The organism is Bacillus sp. OTU2372 (assembly GCF_038440275.1).
GTDB classification, from domain to species: domain Bacteria; phylum Bacillota; class Bacilli; order Bacillales; family Cytobacillaceae; genus Neobacillus; species Neobacillus bataviensis_B.
This window is the reverse complement of sequence record NZ_JASATK010000004.1, coordinates 216,073-231,676: the sequence shown is the minus strand read 5'-3', so window position 1 is coordinate 231,676 and position 15,604 is coordinate 216,073. Positions and strand designations below refer to the sequence as shown.

At 37.8% G+C, this 15,604-nt stretch carries 17 protein-coding genes; 7 read left to right on the top strand and 10 right to left on the bottom strand.

The features are described 5' to 3' along the window. Window positions 1–24 precede the first annotated feature (24 nt). Complete coding sequence (locus tag AAHB15_RS10555) at window positions 25–873, bottom strand: DegV family protein (RefSeq protein WP_335573093.1); 849 nt, start codon at window positions 871–873, stop codon at window positions 25–27. Window positions 874–1,092: 219 nt separating this feature from the next. On the opposite strand from AAHB15_RS10555, the gene hmpA reads away from it, so the two are divergent. The 5 genes from hmpA to AAHB15_RS10530 all read left to right on the top strand — a co-directional run bounded on the left by hmpA (window position 1,093) and on the right by AAHB15_RS10530 (window position 5,666). Next, window positions 1,093–2,307, top strand: a complete 1,215-nt coding sequence (gene hmpA, locus AAHB15_RS10550; RefSeq protein WP_342042351.1) for an NO-inducible flavohemoprotein — start codon at window positions 1,093–1,095, stop codon at window positions 2,305–2,307. A 164-nt stretch (window positions 2,308–2,471) separates the two neighbouring features. After that, complete coding sequence (locus AAHB15_RS10545) at window positions 2,472–3,248, top strand: SGNH/GDSL hydrolase family protein (protein WP_335575790.1); 777 nt, start codon at window positions 2,472–2,474, stop codon at window positions 3,246–3,248. Between the two features lie 12 nt (window positions 3,249–3,260). Beyond that, window positions 3,261–4,175 carry an ABC transporter ATP-binding protein gene (locus tag AAHB15_RS10540; protein WP_335575789.1) on the top strand — a complete coding sequence of 305 codons (915 nt, stop codon included), beginning with the start codon at window positions 3,261–3,263 and terminating at the stop codon, window positions 4,173–4,175. Continuing rightward, window positions 4,168–5,148, top strand: coding sequence for an ABC transporter permease (locus AAHB15_RS10535; RefSeq protein WP_335575788.1), 981 nt, complete (start codon window positions 4,168–4,170; stop codon window positions 5,146–5,148). Before AAHB15_RS10540 ends, AAHB15_RS10535 begins: the two co-directional genes overlap by 8 nt. Window positions 5,149–5,297: 149 nt before the next feature. Continuing rightward, the gene (locus tag AAHB15_RS10530; protein ID WP_335575787.1) at window positions 5,298–5,666 is read left to right on the top strand and encodes a VOC family protein; all 369 of its coding nucleotides are present in this window, start codon (window positions 5,298–5,300) and stop codon (window positions 5,664–5,666) included. A gap of 148 nt (window positions 5,667–5,814) precedes the next feature. Here the strand turns inward: AAHB15_RS10530 and AAHB15_RS10525 are convergent, their stop codons facing one another. The 3 genes from AAHB15_RS10525 to AAHB15_RS10515 form a co-directional block, all read right to left on the bottom strand. Further along, a complete protein-coding gene (locus AAHB15_RS10525; protein ID WP_335575786.1) occupies window positions 5,815–6,084 on the bottom strand; it encodes a hypothetical protein in 270 nt (89 codons plus the stop codon). Continuing rightward, complete coding sequence (locus AAHB15_RS10520) at window positions 6,042–6,572, bottom strand: NAD(P)/FAD-dependent oxidoreductase (protein WP_342042350.1); 531 nt, start codon at window positions 6,570–6,572, stop codon at window positions 6,042–6,044. Before AAHB15_RS10520 ends, AAHB15_RS10525 begins: the two co-directional genes overlap by 43 nt. Window positions 6,573–6,728: 156 nt before the next feature. Continuing rightward, window positions 6,729–7,043 (bottom strand): FAD-dependent oxidoreductase, encoded by a 315-nt coding sequence (locus tag AAHB15_RS10515; RefSeq protein ID WP_335575784.1) that lies wholly within the window; start codon window positions 7,041–7,043, stop codon window positions 6,729–6,731. 280 nt (window positions 7,044–7,323) lie between these two features. On the opposite strand from AAHB15_RS10515, the gene AAHB15_RS10510 reads away from it, so the two are divergent. Continuing rightward, a complete protein-coding gene (locus AAHB15_RS10510; RefSeq protein ID WP_335575783.1) occupies window positions 7,324–7,857 on the top strand; it encodes a hypothetical protein in 534 nt (177 codons plus the stop codon). A 308-nt stretch (window positions 7,858–8,165) separates the two neighbouring features. On the opposite strand, the gene AAHB15_RS10505 is transcribed toward AAHB15_RS10510, so the two are convergent. The 6 genes from AAHB15_RS10505 to AAHB15_RS10480 all read right to left on the bottom strand — a co-directional run bounded on the left by AAHB15_RS10505 (window position 8,166) and on the right by AAHB15_RS10480 (window position 14,475). After that, entirely contained in the window at window positions 8,166–8,381 is a 216-nt protein-coding gene (locus AAHB15_RS10505; protein WP_098531656.1) for a twin-arginine translocase TatA/TatE family subunit, read from the bottom strand. Window positions 8,382–8,462: 81 nt separating this feature from the next. Beyond that, the gene (locus AAHB15_RS10500; protein WP_342042349.1) at window positions 8,463–9,047 is read right to left on the bottom strand and encodes a hypothetical protein; all 585 of its coding nucleotides are present in this window, start codon (window positions 9,045–9,047) and stop codon (window positions 8,463–8,465) included. Window positions 9,048–9,195: 148 nt separating this feature from the next. Beyond that, window positions 9,196–10,245 (bottom strand): M42 family metallopeptidase, encoded by a 1,050-nt coding sequence (locus AAHB15_RS10495; protein WP_335575780.1) that lies wholly within the window; start codon window positions 10,243–10,245, stop codon window positions 9,196–9,198. A 361-nt stretch (window positions 10,246–10,606) separates the two neighbouring features. Then, complete coding sequence (gene corA, locus AAHB15_RS10490; RefSeq protein WP_342042348.1) at window positions 10,607–11,557, bottom strand: magnesium/cobalt transporter CorA; 951 nt, start codon at window positions 11,555–11,557, stop codon at window positions 10,607–10,609. A gap of 77 nt (window positions 11,558–11,634) precedes the next feature. Continuing rightward, complete coding sequence (locus AAHB15_RS10485; protein WP_335575911.1) at window positions 11,635–13,068, bottom strand: hypothetical protein; 1,434 nt, start codon at window positions 13,066–13,068, stop codon at window positions 11,635–11,637. A 225-nt stretch (window positions 13,069–13,293) separates the two neighbouring features. Then, window positions 13,294–14,475 (bottom strand): TIGR04053 family radical SAM/SPASM domain-containing protein, encoded by a 1,182-nt coding sequence (locus tag AAHB15_RS10480; protein WP_342042367.1) that lies wholly within the window; start codon window positions 14,473–14,475, stop codon window positions 13,294–13,296. Window positions 14,476–14,837: 362 nt separating this feature from the next. On the opposite strand from AAHB15_RS10480, the gene AAHB15_RS10475 reads away from it, so the two are divergent. Then, window positions 14,838–15,599 (top strand): C40 family peptidase, encoded by a 762-nt coding sequence (locus tag AAHB15_RS10475; protein WP_342042347.1) that lies wholly within the window; start codon window positions 14,838–14,840, stop codon window positions 15,597–15,599. The last annotated feature ends 5 nt before the right edge of the window (window positions 15,600–15,604 follow it).

Here is a 15,604-nt window from a genome sequence, read left to right as displayed (position 1 = left end):
AAAGGACTGATGAGAATCAGTCCTTTATTCACATACCCAAGAAAGCCCGATTGTCCCAACGCCAGTATGGACACCCGCAACGGTGATAAGCATCAAAACCTCTGTTTCAATACCAGGGAAGTTTTCGTTAATGTAATTTTCAATCTCTGCAGCTTTTTTCGGATCGTTCGCATGAACAACCGCGACCTTTTTGACTGTTTTTGTTTCAAGATCTTCTTTTAATTTAGATGCCAGCCAGAATATCGCTTTTTTATCGGTACGAACTTTGTCTTTAATCTGTGCAGCACCGTCTTCAATGGCCAAAATCGGTTTTATATTAAAAAGAGAGGCCAAGATTTTTTGGCCGCCAGACACCCGTCCACTTTTATGAAGCTGATCCAAATTCGATGGAACTAAATATAATCGAGTATTGCTGCGTAAAGCATTTAGCTGTTCAACCACTTCCTCGGCATCCACACCCTGCTCCACAAGCTCGATCCCTTTTTTTATTAAAAAAGAAAGTGGATAGGAACCAATTTTAGAATCGATTGCAAATAACTTGAAATCTTCCATATTAGCGGCCATGACGGAGGACTGATAGGTCCCTGTTAAAGTACTAGAGGCATGTATGGCGATTCCAAAATCATATTCTTCTTTCAATTTTTTATAAAGTTCAACAAAGTCGTTAATGGAAGGTTGAGACGACTGAAACTTTCCTTCCTCGTTTTTCATCCGCTCATAAAATTCTTGTTCCGTTATATCAATCGTTTCTTTATAAAATTCATCGTTAATGACAACGTGTAAGGGAATGACATATATATGATGTTTCTCAATAAATTCTTTGCTAAGAGAAGCAGTTGTGTCTGTAATCCATGCGATTATTGCTTTACTCATATCTTTTCCTCCGGTAAATACTTTCAATATAGTTAACATTACTATACTGAAAACAGTTTCACTAGTTATATTTGTCATATTAAACTTTGAACAATTTGTGAAAATTTATAGAAGTTATTATTTAAAAATATAAAAGTGTGATTTGAATCACTTATATGAGATGATTTATTTTATATAATCACTATGGATATAGTGATAACTAAATAAGGAGTGTTTCATTTGTTAGATCAAAAAACAATCGATATTATCAAATCAACAGTACCGGTATTAGAAAAACATGGAGAAACCATAACAACCCGCTTTTATCAATTAATGTTTGGAAACCACCCAGAATTATTAAATATCTTCAATCATGCAAATCAAAAACAGGGTAGACAGCAAAAGGCATTAGCTGGAACGGTATATGCCGCTGCCATGTATATTGATAACCTTGCAGCAATCCTGCCAGTAGTTAAACAAATCGCACATAAACATAGAAGTCTTGGAATTAAGCCAGAGCATTATCCGATTGTCGGAAAACACCTATTAATGGCTATTAAGGATGTATTGGGTGATGCAGCGACAGATGAAATTATCGATGCTTGGGCACAAGCTTACAATTTAATTGCTGACGCCTTTATCAGTGTGGAAGCGGAAATGTATGATGAAGCTACACATCAACAAGGGGGCTGGAGCGGCTTCCGGAATTTTGTTGTTGACCGTAAAGTAACCGAAAGTGACGTTATTACATCTTTCTATTTAAAACCTGAAGATAAACGCGAAATCGCCGGTTTCATCCCTGGTCAGTATATTAGTATTAAACTAGATATAGACGGTGAGAAGTTTACTCACATCCGTCAATATAGTCTTTCAGATGCCCCTGGCAAAGATTATTACCGCATCAGTATTAAAAAAGAGGCTGGAACAGCAAACCCGGATGGAATGGTGTCTAATTACTTGCATGACAAGGTGAGCGAAGGAGACATTCTTAAAGTCAGTGCACCTGCAGGTGATTTTATTCTTGATACCAACAAGACGACTCCTGTTGTGTTATTAAGTGGTGGGGTCGGCTTAACACCAATGATGAGTATGTTGAAAACAGTTGTAGAAGTGCAGCCTGGACGTCAGGTAACGTTTGTCCATGCAGCAGCAAATAGCAATGTTCATGCCCTAGGCGATGAAGTTAAAGAATTATCTGATCTCGATTATGTGAATTCATACGTTTTTTATGATGCACCTACAGATGAGGACCGTTTAAACAAAAGGTTTGATGTTGAAGGTTATGTCACTCGTGAGTGGCTAAAGGATAATGTATTGATTGAGGAAGCAGCCTTTTATTTCTGTGGACCAGTGCCTTTTATGAAAGCCATCAACCGTTCTTTAAAAGAATTAGGTGTCAATGAAGGCAGAATTCACTTTGAGTTCTTTGGACCAATGGGGAATTTAGAAGAATAGTAAATGGATTAGCCGGTTTCCAATTTGGAAATCGGCTTATTTTTTGTTTAATATTTAAAAAAATGAATTTAATGTTTTTTTAATCTAAGACACCTATGTCAAAAGTTTGATTCGGACCACAACTGTGATTTAATAAAAGAAAAAGGGCAGAAAGGGTTTTAAGTATGGGTAAGAATACCATCCGTACCATCACGGCCATTGGGGGATTGTTTTTACTCCTCTGGGTGATTGGACTTGGCTGGGCAGTAGGGCAATATTATGCAGACCAGCCGGACAAGGTTCCTGTGACAAATACCGTTAGCAAAAAAGTGGAAAACAAAAAGGGTCTCACGATAGTCGCTTTAGGTGACTCGTTAACGAGGGGAACAGGGGATGAGACCGGAAAAGGGTATGTCGGAGATCTGACCGATGAAATCAAAGAAAAAACAAAAAAGCCGGTCCAGCTTACCAATTTAGGCATCAATGGGCAAACATCAGACCAGCTTCGTAAACAGGTTCAACAAACAGAAGTGGCTCGTCAAATCAAAAAGGCGGACATGGTGTTAGTAACCATTGGCGGAAATGATTTGTTCCGGGGAGGTCAAGGCCTAACCGATTATTCATCAAAAAATATAGCTGCCATCGAAAAAAAATATCTGGAGAACCTAAAGTTTATTCTTGAGCAGATTCGCAAGAACAACAAAACAGCCAATGTTTTTTTCATTGGATTATACAATCCGTTTATAGAATTAGATCAGGGAAAAGAAATGTCAAAAGTTGTTCGTCATTGGAATTATGACAGTGCCGAGGTAAGTGCAGCATTCTCGAAAGTCGTATTTGTACCAACATTTGATTTATTTGAATTAAAAGTGAATGATTATTTATATTCAGACAAGTTTCATCCGAACTCAAAAGGGTATCGTTTAATTGCAGAACGTGTAGCCTCACTGCTTACCTGGTAAGGAGAAGAATGAATGGAGAAAAAAATTACCTTAGCTGTAGAAAATTTAAAAAAAGTCATTGGAAAAAGAGAAATTATTAAGGGCTTGACATTTGATCTGCGAGAAGGGGAAGTATTTGGGTTCTTGGGACCAAATGGTGCCGGAAAAACAACAACAATCCGAATGTTGGTTGGGCTTATCAAACCGACGGATGGGAACATCCATATCTGCGGATACAATGTAACGGATCAATTTCAAAAGGCGATGAGAAACCTTGGCTGTATTGTCGAAAATCCGGAATTATATCCTTACTTATCAGGCTATAACAACCTGCTCCACTTTGCCCGTATGCTTGATGGAATAGGGGAAGAACGTATTAAAGAGGTCACTGAGCTAGTCGGATTGACGGATCGAATCCATGATAAAGTGAAAACTTATTCGTTAGGAATGAGGCAGCGTTTGGGGATTGCCCAAGCCCTTTTAGGCCGGCCCAAGGTATTAATACTCGATGAACCGACAAATGGGCTAGACCCAGCAGGAATTCGGGAGATGCGCCAATTTATTCGCTTTCTAGCGGAGCAGGAAGGGTTAAGCGTCCTTGTATCGAGCCACTTATTAAGTGAAATTCAATTATTGTGCGATCGGGTCGCTATTATTTCAAAAGGAACGATTATTAAAATTGATACAGTAGAGCAGCTCCTTGCGAATCGTGAACGGGCCGTCTGGCGGTTATTTCCGCTTGAAAAAGGGGAACAGGTATTAAGTACTTTAACTACAATTGAAGTTAGTGATGATGGGACGTTTTTAACGGAATATGATGAACAAAAAATACCGGTATGGAATAAGGAGCTTGTTTCGGCAGGAGTGTCCGTCACGGAAATTAATCGAAAAATGCCTGTGTTGGAAGATTTATTCCTCGAACTAACGGGGGGGGACTCGATTGAGTAAATTAATCCAAAATGAAATGATGAAGCTGATCGCTAAAAAGAGGTTAGTGGTCATTGCATTAATAATCGGTGTCCTTGTCATGTTGTTTACATATGCGCAATATAAGCAAGTCCAGACACAGCGCGAAAAATTAGGAACAAGTGATTGGCGTACGATACTACAACAGCAGATTGTCGATACGACCAACCGTTTAAGCAGCAGCCGATTATCAGACGAATGGAAAAAGCAGCTGCAAATCTCATTGCAGCAGCAGCAATATTATTTGGATCATGATATCAACCCATCAGAGCCTGGTGCACCTACGTTCATGCGCATCTTTTTAGAAAACTCAATTGATTTATTTATCCCTTTGATGGTCATGGTTATTGCCAGTGATTTAGTTTCCTCGGAACACAGTCTTGGTTCGATTAAGCTGCTGCTGACTAGGCCGGTCAAAAGGTGGAAGGTGCTATTAAGTAAATATATCACGCTATGTTTAGCAGTATCGTTAATTATTGCGATAACTGGGATCCTCTCCTATCTCATTTCTGGATTGGTCTTTGGATATAAGGGGTGGGGTGCGCCAATCTTAACGGGGTTTAATGTAACGGACACGGGATTAAATACTACAGATGTAAAACTTCTCAGCCTATGGAAGTTTCTATTGATGGATTTTGGATTAGTTTGGTTTGTTGCTATTGTCGTCGGCACCTTATCGTTTATGCTATCAGTACTAATCCGGAGCACCGCCGCCGGAATGGGGGTTATGCTGGCTGCACTGATCTCTGGAGCGATTTTAAGTAACATGGTATCCTCCTGGGAATCGGCCAAATACCTTTTTATGGTGAATTTACGGTTAACCGATTACATGAAGGGAACCGCTCCACCAATTGAGGGAATGGATCTTTCCTTTTCCTTGATGGTCCTACTGATTTGGTGGGCCGTGGCATTAGTAGTTTCCTTCGTGGTCTTTACAAAAAAAGATGTTTATTAAAATAAGAAGCTATTCCTATCCTGGGAATAGCTTTTTTTATTGCGCTTTTTGCATATTTCCGTCAATTTAAAGTAGCGTAACTTAAAATTTGATAGAATATTATTAATTTTATAAAATGGTGATGAAAGATGAGAAACGGAGGGGTCTAAATGTCATTTGCAATAAAAAAGATCGATCATGTGCAGCTTGCCGGTCCAAAAGGGTGCGAAGATGCCGCAAGAGGATTTTTTTCAGGCATCCTTGGATTAACAGAGGTTGAAAAACCGGAAGAGTTAAAAAAACGCGGCGGAGTGTGGTTTGAGTTTGGAACTTTTCAACTGCATATTGGCATTGAAGATCCATTCTCACCAGCTAGAAAGGCTCATCCAGCATTAATCGTTGAAAATATCGAGGGACTAAAAAAACATCTAAAAGAACATGAAATTGCTTTTACAGAGGATGATAGCCTCCCAGGAGCTAGTAGAATCCATGTATTTGATCCTTTTGGTAATCGTCTTGAATTCCTTGAATGGGAATAAAGGTAATCCTGCAAAATAAAACAGCCCCATCCCCAATATGTAGGGATGGGGCTGTCTACCTTACGATCGGGGGATTTAAGGCATTCATTTTGGGAGCCATTAGCCAATGGCAGGGAGGAGGGGGATCCTCTGCTTGGAAAACAAGATTTTAATTTATTTTACTTTTTGCTGCTGTTTTCAACGGTACACGGTTAACTCCAAAATGCTGCTTGATGATTAAGGATGGACCGCCAAGATAAAAGAGATAACGAGCTTCAATGACTAGTTTCATAAAGGCTCCAATTAACCCGGATAAGCGGACACTTCCAACCTTGCCGACACCGCTTTTAAGTCCAATGGATGCAACTGAACCCTTATGGTGGTACTCAAAAGCCTTTAAGGATTCACCTGAATAGAAGCGATAATATTTTTCGCACATACAGGCGCTTGTTGGAGTGCAACTTGGGCAGTTGGTGCCAACGCATTCTTTTCATCTTTCATAAATAGGGAGCAATCTCCAAGGCTAAAGACATTCTTCATGTTTTTAACACGAAGATAAGAATCAACCGCAATTTTTCCTCTTTCAATTGGCAAACTCCAATGATGAACAATGGTATTTCCTTTTACACCACAGGACCAAATTAAGGTCCGAGTTGGAATATCGCAATTAGGATCTATGACAACCTTTTTGGGTGTACATTCAAGAATCTTTCTGCCAGTGATCAGTTCGATATTCATTTTTTCCAAGACCTCAGTTGTATACTCAATCGATTGTTTAGGGAAGAAAGGAATGACTGATGGCGCGGCCTCAATGGCAACAATTTTAACCTTTTCAAATGGAATATTGTGTTCCTTGCATAGTTTTGGAAGTCCACAGCAAACTCTCCAAGCATTTCGACGCCAGTAAAACCGCCGCCAGCAAGACAAAGGTTAAGCGGGAAGGATCTTGATCTTGTTTATACAAGTTAAATTGTTTAATAATTTGATTATAAATAGCTTTTGAACTTCTAAAACTTCTTATTTCGAAGGCATTTTCCTTAATACCAGGTGTCCCGTATGTTTCAACCTCAAATCCTAACGCGATTAATAGATAATCATATGGAACTGTGTCGCCGCCTGCAAGGAGCACTTCTTTTTTTGAATGTCGACAGATGATACTGTAGCTTGTAAAAAGTGTGTTTTACTGGAATTAATTAGTTCAGGGATGGACATAGCAATTTGGCGATCGGCTGCTGTTCCTGCTACTGTTTTATGAAGCTGAGTAGTAATGTAGTGATATTCATGCTTATTAATCAGGGTAACATCTGCTTCTTCTGATTTTAGTAGTTTCTCAAGACTTTTACTTGTGATGATTCCGCCATATCCGGCACCTAAGATTACAATTTTTGGCTTATTCATTGAACTTCCCACTCCAAACCCATTTATTTATCTATTGTCTATTTATCAATTTGTGAAATTGTTCACATTATAACATTAAAAAAATAGAGCAAAGCTCTCTTTCTAAAAAATGTGAAATGTTTCACATTTAATTTATGATTATAGAATACGCTAACCTTTTTGATTTCACAAGTGTTTGTTACCTAAAAATATGTCAAATTGGTAAATTTTTTTTGACAAATGGGGCATAATAATTCCATGCTTTAAGAAAATTTTTAAGACAGTTGGAAGGAGAGTTGTTATGAAGTTTAGAGGATTAGTTTTAACATTTGCAATATTAGTAATGCCTACTGTTGCACTAGCTAATACGTTCCCTGAGGAAAAACCGTGTGATTGCAAGGAAGGAAAACGCCACCATATGACCCATAAAGATTGGCAGGCGATGATGGCGGAAAGAGAGCAAAAGCTTCTTGCATGGGTTAGCCAATATACCCCTGAAAAAAAGGCCGAATGGACGAGGGTTCTTGAGGAAAAGAAAAATCTTCGCAACCAATGGATGAGCCCTGAAAATTCCGCCAAACGTCAGCAATGGAAAAAAGAAAGAATAGCGAAAATGGAAGCTCTGAAGAAGCAATTTGAATCGGGAAAGATTACAAAAGAGGAGTTTATTAAACAATCACATGGCGGGAAAGAAATGGGCCACTGGAAAACCTTCCATGAGCTAAGAATAGCTGTTGATAAAAAGGATAGCAAACAAGCAGCCATTCTTTTAAATCAACTGTTAGAACAAACCAAACAGCATAATCAGCTAATGAAAGAAAAACTGGCAAAGTAAAAAACGTTCAGGAGCATCTTTGGGTAAAAGTGTTCAAAAGTCAATTTCCTAATTGGAATTAACTTCTCTTCTTTATAGGTACTAATATCGTCGTTCTAAGGAAAAATAAATTAAAGATGGCAATTCCATGGAGGATGATACAAATGAAAAGAAAAACATTGATGATGACAACCATTGGTTTAGGAGCAGCATATTTGCTGCGCAATCCCGATTCTAGAAAAAAATTAATCAATCAATTCCAAACGATGACAAAAAGAAGGTAACACACGAGGCACCCCCTTAGAATGGGGATGCCTCATGTTTATTCCTTACTTCTTTAAATTGATTTGGTCTTTTTTTGCCTCGATAATATCCTCTTTAATTTCTTCTTTTATATCATCAGCAATTCCTTCAGTTGCCTTTTTGAATTCGCGAATCGATTTCCCAAATGCACGTCCGATTTCAGGAAGTTTGTTTGGACCAAAGATAACTAAAGCCACAATTAGAATTAAGATTAATCCGGGTACACCAATATTAGAAAACATTTCTTCATCTCCTAGTGATGAGTTATAACCAATTTAACGTTATTATAACGTTTTTTCTCCTATAGTACTAGTGAAGAATGGTTAAGAGAAGTTAGCATGGATGAAAAATAAAATCAAAAAAGTGATGGCAAGTTTGAAATGCCAATTGCGATCCTTTCTTTTAAAGCGCATAAGACCCATAAACATTAGAGGAAGTAGAACAAGGACTGTCACAATTCCGGAAATATAAGTAAAATCCAGCTTAAATCCACGCAAAATAGCCATATAAACATGGAGAAAAACGATACCAGTTGACAGTAATGCAATAGGAACATGCCATTTACGAACCAGTTTACCGATAAATTGTAATCCCGTTTTTAACTCAATTGTTCCCCATTTAATCCCTTTTATCTGTTTACTTTTTAATAAAAGAAAAACTGGATAAATAGAGAGCGCAGTATAGAAACCTATTTGTGCAATGGAACCTAACTGCTTAAATGTTCCCTTGTAGTGTCGAAAATCTTGGGTCATTAGCTGTTGCCGATTGAAATAAACAAACAACACTTCAACCAAAATTAGACCAATCGTTATCATTAAAAATAGATTGATTCTTCGCCTATCTTTTGGATTAGCAATTAAATTTGCAAATAAGCCGTATTTTCTCTGCGGAAGGGAACCTTGTTTCATGTATTTCACACCTTCATCCAACTTTACTTTGATTATAAATGACAAAAAGGAAAAGTGTTTAATTTTAAGGGGATTTTAATGAAAGGAATGGTTGTAAGCATCAGCCGGTGGAATGATTGCCGGCTGATGTTTTATGTTTATGCCAACATTAAATTACTAATTTAGATTGAACGTAATAGTATAAAAGCTTGGCTGTATTTTCAATTGAAGATACATGTGTTCGTTCAAACGCATGGGATGAATCAATTCCCGGTCCAATTAAGCCATGGACAATATCATGGCCTGAACGAATTGCTGCAGAAGCATCTGATCCATAGAAGGGATAAATGTCGAGTTTATAGCCAATTTTATTTTCTTCGGCAAGACGAACTAATTGTTTGCGTAATTCATAGTGATAGGGACCACTAGAATCCTTTACACAAATAGAAACCGTATATTCATCTGTAGTCTGGCCGTCACCCATTGCTCCCATATCGACAGCTAAATATTCGACTGTTTCAGGTGTAATATTGGAATTTCCACCATAGCCAATTTCCTCATTGTTAGATATTAAGAAATGAGTCGTATACGGTAGCGTAATTCCTTCACTTTTGATTTTTTTGATCAATTGAAGAAGGATGCCTACACTTGCCTTGTCATCCAAATGTCGGGATTTGATATAGCCGCTCTGGGTAAGTTCTACACGGGGGTCAAACGAAACGAAATCACCAACTTCAATTCCAAGTGCCCGTACTTCATCTGCTGTATGTACTTTTTCATCAATGCGTATTTCGATATTATCTTGATTTCTCTCAAGCTTTCCTGCGTCTTTATAAACATGGACAGAAGTTTGGTGCATGAGGATCGTTCCGGTATATTTCTTGCCATTCTGTGTTTCAATTTGGCAGTATTCACCCTCGATCGAGTTATATCTGAAACCGCCAATAAGGTCAATTTTTAATCTTCCATTTGCTTTTACTTCCTTCACCATAGCCCCAAGTGTATCCACGTGGGCAGTCAGCATCCGATGTTTGCTTTTATCCTGTCCTTCGATGGTGGCAATTAATCCACCTTTTCGATTTCGATATGTATCAACCTGTAACTCTTTTAAAAACTTCTCTACAAATGTCACGATCTCATTTGTATTTCCGGATGGACTTGGAATTGAAACTAAATCAGCAATCAACTTCATTGTTTCTTCAGAATTTATTTGCACCATTTCAATACCCCTTTCAGTTTGTGCTCTCTTTTATTATACCTAATCTTGTCTAAAGAAGTGCTTTTATAGAAAAAAGAGCGCAAGTGTATAAAAAGACACTTGCGCTCTACTTTATGAATAATAAAGTATAAAAGCTTTTGAATTTGAGAATTGTCTAGCTCCAGCGCCTAGCCCCTCGAGGTCACAAGTCAATCCGTCCAAAAGGTTAAAAGGCAACCTTCCGGCCGGCTTGTCTTGTGCTTGGCTACAGAAAGCTATCGCTTTCTGTACGCATTAAGGGCGACTAGTCTTTGACCCTGCTTTCGCCGGCCAGTCGACAAGTCGCCCTATATCGGTGCTGACCAAGGCGCTTGCGCTTTTCTTATTTGAACCAGCCTTTCTTTTTAAACCATAATGACATCCCAATTGTAATAAGTGCCATGATAATTAGCGCCCAGGGATAACCGTATTTCCAAGTCAGCTCCGGCATATAGCGGAAATTCATCCCATATAAGCCTGCGATAAAGGTGATTGGCATGAAAATCGTGGTGATGACGGTTAACACCTTCATCACGTGATTGGTTTGATGAGAATTTAATGAGATATAGCTGTCACGTATATCGGTGGTTAATTCCCGATTAGCTTCAATCATTTCTGTTAATTTAAGTAAATGGTCATGAATGTCTGAAAAGTATTCTGTTTTTCCTTTTATGTATGTTTCTCTTTGAGAGTTAAGAATCCGATATAAAAGATCTCGCATCGGTGTAACCGTATGCCTTAAGGACAAAAGACTGTGCCGCGTTTCAAATAAGTCCTCAAGCAAGTCTTCCATTGATCTTCTTTTCGAATTATCATCAATTTCATTTAACATGTCCTCAATTTGGTAAACAAGCGGAAAATAGTTGTCAACCATATTATCCAAGACAGAGTAAAATACATGGGATGCATCCCATTTCTCGAAGTTTTCACTCTGAACTAATCTCTTCCATACATCATCAATTTCCGAACTAGGCTGATGGTGAAAGGTAATGATAAAGTTCTTACCTAGAAAAAAGTCTACTTCTTCTTTCCTTGTTGGTATGGAATTCAAGGTCTGGGTGACAAAAAAAGTATATCCCTCATAGTAGTCGAGTTTGGGACGCTGCAGGTGATGCATACAATCCTCGATTGCTAAAGGATGAAAAGAAAAGGGAGTTCGCAAATAATTGCTCTCTTCTTCGGTAGGCTGGTGAAAATCAACCCAGTACCAGCGATACTCTCCGTTTACTAGTTTTTCAATTTCTATATCTTTGATCAGTTGGTTTTGCTGATCAACCGCCATTGTTCTTAACATAAGATCAGTGTATCTCCTTTTAAACATCAATACCTTCACTATATAGGATTGCCAAAAAAAGAAAAGGCCATTTTTTCCTAATTCTTCTTTTTCGAGGACCAAACCGTATTCCGGACCCATTTTTTTCGATTCGTAATGTTTTGATACCATTGAATGATTCCTTTAATGGCTAGTGTACCTACCACGACTATTCCGCTAAAGACGATAAAAACCGCAAAATATTCGAAGGGATTATAGGTTTTAAAATGATCCCACTTTAAATTTCCTTGTAAATCATGGGTGAACAGATTCATACTAAAAATTCCACAAATAACCGTATATAAAGTTAACACCAACAATAACATACTGTCATTTTTCGCGACATTATTATCTTCATACTTAACCAAGCTAAATAAAATTTCCTTGGTATTAGCATACAATTGATCAATACGAAAGGTTTTTCTTATCAGTTTAAAAATTTCTTGTCCTTCAGAAGTAAGCGGGTAAACCGTATAAAAGTAATTAGACGTAAAGGAGTTTAATTGATAAAGCAGGCTCTCTATCTTTTGTTTATCCTGCTCAATATGGATGGCGGAATAGCTATTTGCTATTTTTAATAACACCAATTTATGAAAAAGACTAAGCAGCAAAGCATAATAATAAAATCCGTAAAAACGTTGGGTCTGAGAACATGAATGAGCCGTTATTTCTGATGTCGTCAAACCAACTAGACAGTTTTGTTGAGTAAGATAATTTGATGTTGGTGCAAATCGGTCATACGTGTATCCCTGAAGACAGTGTGAAATAAACTCCGAATTATTGGCATTTACATAAGGTTTCCCAGTGGAATCATAGCCGCATAATGTGCCAAAACGATAAAGATCAACTAGGTTAATTGATTCTGTGCTTTCAATAGACAATAAGGATTGAACAAACATTTTTTCTTTTTCCAAGAAAAGGACATCGTCATTGTTAAAAAAGTTAGGAAGCTGAGGGCAAAAACGACTAACTATGAAGTTGATGATAGTCGGATATGTACATCCCTCAAAATCAATCTCAAAATTATTAGTCTCACCCTTAATTTTTCTCATACATTCGGCGAATTCAATTGATTGTGTGAAAGAAATAGTTTGTATTTCGATACGTAAAGTTAAAAAACCTAGACCAAATGGGCAAGTAATAATGTCGATTGAATGGATTTTAAAAGGAATAGTGGAGTGTTCAGTATTTAACTGACCATCAACATTAAGTTTTTTAGAGTATCGTTGAAAGCCCTTCTCCATCTGTGCAATGGGAAAGAGAATATTAGCTGTTAAAGGGAGAAAATAATTTTCGATCTCCCTATGGTTCAAACGGAATCCACCATAATAGGCATTTTCCGAGTCCACATCATCTAAACGAAAAAGGGTAAAATTTATATCCTGTAAATAATCTATTACTGTGCGGGAAGCGCTGGCTTTCAATGAAAAAGGGAAAATAAATTGAAAAATACCTTTGGGAACATGTTTTTCTTTTAAATTGATGGGCTGCATCTAGTGAATTTCCCTTCATAAATATTTCTAAAAACAACATTCCCAAAATCGAGGAAACTTAACCAATGATTATGGGATTATAGCTGCTAATTGAAGAGGGGGGGTATTTTTTAGAATAAAATGGCAAGTTGAATTTAAGGTTAAATCAAAAGTACAAATTGAGGATACGGGACTAATTGAATAGAAAAGGCATTCCGCAAAGTCGGAATGCCTTTTCTATTCAAATTAGACAGTAGGTGCTGTTTCTTTATTTCTCAATGCCTGCGGAATGTAAACGCAGAATGGTTCACTTTCCAAATAATCACCAGTTACCGCATAGGCCCTTGAGCGGGAGCCACCGCAAATTTTGTTGTATTCACAAACGCCGCATTTTCCCTTATAGTTATCTGGCTGGCGAAGTTCCTTAAATACTTTTGATTCACGATAAATTTCAGCAAGTGGTGTCTCACGAATATTACCGGCAACGATGGGCAGCAAGCCACTTGGTACAACATCACCAATATGTGTTACAAACGCAAAGCCATTGCCATCATTAACGCCTTTTGGTGCACGCTTTAAGCCATCATGCATGGAAGCAAAGTCTGTTGTAATTGAATCTTCGTAGTGGATTTCACCTTTTTCAATTAGGTGATCCCGAGTTTTTTGCTGCAGAACAACGCGGCGGTAATGCTGTGCCGCAGTAGTTTTAATATCATATGGTGCTGTTTTGCTTAATTCATAAAGCCAACGGAATACCTTTTCATGTTCAGCAGGAGAGATACAAGCATCTTTTTGTCCTCTTCCTGTAGGAACAAGCAGAAAAATATACCACATTACTGCCCCTAGCTCGGCCACTAATTTTGCCATTTCTTCAAGAGAATCATAATTATAGCGAGAGATGACCGTGTTTATTTGTAACGGCATCTCAAGTTCATTTAAGTATTTAATTTTCTCCACCGTTAAATCAAATGATCCTGGTGTACCGCGAAAATGGTCATGGATTTCCGGTGTAGGTCCGTCTAAGCTAAATCCCCACCGAGATAGACCAACCTCCTTAAACTGTTTCATTTTTTCCTTTGTTACATTACTTGTAGCACTAGGCGTCATTGAGACACGCATTCCTTTTTTAATTGCATAATCAGCAATCTCATAAAGATCTTCTCTTAACATGCAATCCCCGCCAGTGAAAACCAGCATAGGATTATCCATTTCGTATATTTGATCAATTAAATTGATTCCTTCTTCATGTGAAAGTTCTCGTGGATCTATATTTAGCTGAGCATCGGCCCGACAGTGAACACATTTAAGCTCACAAGCTCTTGTTACTTCCCAAATGACAATAAATGGGTTAAGGTCATAATCTATTTTCTTTCCTGCTCCATGTGGATGTCCCATTGTATGTGGATGTCCTTTACCAATACCTTGCATCTTCATCACCAAAATTCATTTATTTTTTTACCATTAATGGTGTTTCTATAGGTTAATTATAAATAAGCGATTCTGTCGTGGCTGAAGGGTTTGTTACAATATTTCTACATTCATATATAAATCACAAAATATTACAAGAATGTTACAATTTGATGAAGAAAAAATATTAGATTTTAAGGGGTTGAGGCTGTAATCCTTACTATGTTAGGAATTGGCCATAATAGTGGCTGTCACATAAAGTGCTGTTTTTTCTGTTTTTGGAGATAAATGTATTGAAAACCATATCTTTGGTATTTTAACAATATACAGCTCTCGCTTAGTATAAAAGTAACAATTAACGAAATAAAGGAGAGCTATCATCTATGAAAAAACAGCTTTTGACAGCTGCTGCAACTGCAGGCATTTTATTTGCATCATTTACTGGTACCGCAAGTGCCCATGAACTAATTTATACAGTACAATCAGGTGACACCCTCTGGAAAATCTCGCAGGCTAACAAAATATCAATAGCTGATTTAAAAATTTGGAATAACCTAACAAGTGATACCCTCTATGTAAATCAAAGACTATCATTATTAGCACCGCATAGCCATGTTACCACCTATACCGTTCAAAGCGGTGACACGCTTTGGAAAATTAGTTCTCGCTTTAATATTTCCGTTACACAGCTTAAAACAATCAATAACTTAGCATCGGATACTATTTTAGTAGGACAAGTCTTGAAGGTATCTACTTCTATTACAACAGCACCTGAAACTACGGTTGCAAACGTGCAAATGGTAATTAACGAGGCGAATAAATATATCGGTACTCCATACTTATGGGGAGGAAACACGCCTGCTGGATTCGATTGCAGCGGCTATACGAGCTACGTATTTGCTAAAGTAGGAATCACCATTCCAAGGACCGCAGCAACACAATGGTCTGGATTAAAACCGGTTAGTAACCCAAATCCAGGAGACCTCGTATTCTTTGAAACCTACGCCCCAGGTCCTACACATGTAGGCATTTATTTAGGCAATAATAAATTTATTCAAGCTGGATCTTCTGGTGTTTCGATTGCAGATATGACCAACACTTATTGGAAACCTAGATATTTGGGCTCTAGAACGGTTATAAATTAATAGAT

What these genes read in the sequence shown, in the direction of transcription:
- AAHB15_RS10555 (WP_335573093.1), bottom strand. Translation starts at nt 873, where the DNA reads ATGAGTAAAGCAATAATCGCATGGATTACAGACACAACTGCTTCTCTT.
- AAHB15_RS10545 (WP_335575790.1), top strand. Translation starts at nt 2,472, where the DNA reads ATGGGTAAGAATACCATCCGTACCATCACGGCCATTGGGGGATTGTTT.
- AAHB15_RS10540 (WP_335575789.1), top strand. Translation starts at nt 3,261, where the DNA reads ATGGAGAAAAAAATTACCTTAGCTGTAGAAAATTTAAAAAAAGTCATT.
- AAHB15_RS10530 (WP_335575787.1), top strand. Translation starts at nt 5,298, where the DNA reads ATGTCATTTGCAATAAAAAAGATCGATCATGTGCAGCTTGCCGGTCCA.
- AAHB15_RS10525 (WP_335575786.1), bottom strand. Translation starts at nt 6,084, where the DNA reads ATGTGCGAAAAATATTATCGCTTCTATTCAGGTGAATCCTTAAAGGCT.
- AAHB15_RS10515 (WP_335575784.1), bottom strand. Translation starts at nt 7,043, where the DNA reads ATGAATAAGCCAAAAATTGTAATCTTAGGTGCCGGATATGGCGGAATC.
- AAHB15_RS10510 (WP_335575783.1), top strand. Translation starts at nt 7,324, where the DNA reads ATGAAGTTTAGAGGATTAGTTTTAACATTTGCAATATTAGTAATGCCT.
- AAHB15_RS10505 (WP_098531656.1), bottom strand. Translation starts at nt 8,381, where the DNA reads ATGTTTTCTAATATTGGTGTACCCGGATTAATCTTAATTCTAATTGTG.
- AAHB15_RS10500 (WP_342042349.1), bottom strand. Translation starts at nt 9,047, where the DNA reads ATGAAACAAGGTTCCCTTCCGCAGAGAAAATACGGCTTATTTGCAAAT.
- AAHB15_RS10495 (WP_335575780.1), bottom strand. Translation starts at nt 10,245, where the DNA reads ATGGTGCAAATAAATTCTGAAGAAACAATGAAGTTGATTGCTGATTTA.
- corA (WP_342042348.1), bottom strand. Translation starts at nt 11,557, where the DNA reads ATGTTAAGAACAATGGCGGTTGATCAGCAAAACCAACTGATCAAAGAT.
- AAHB15_RS10485 (WP_335575911.1), bottom strand. Translation starts at nt 13,068, where the DNA reads ATGCAGCCCATCAATTTAAAAGAAAAACATGTTCCCAAAGGTATTTTT.
- AAHB15_RS10480 (WP_342042367.1), bottom strand. Translation starts at nt 14,475, where the DNA reads ATGCAAGGTATTGGTAAAGGACATCCACATACAATGGGACATCCACAT.
- AAHB15_RS10475 (WP_342042347.1), top strand. Translation starts at nt 14,838, where the DNA reads ATGAAAAAACAGCTTTTGACAGCTGCTGCAACTGCAGGCATTTTATTT.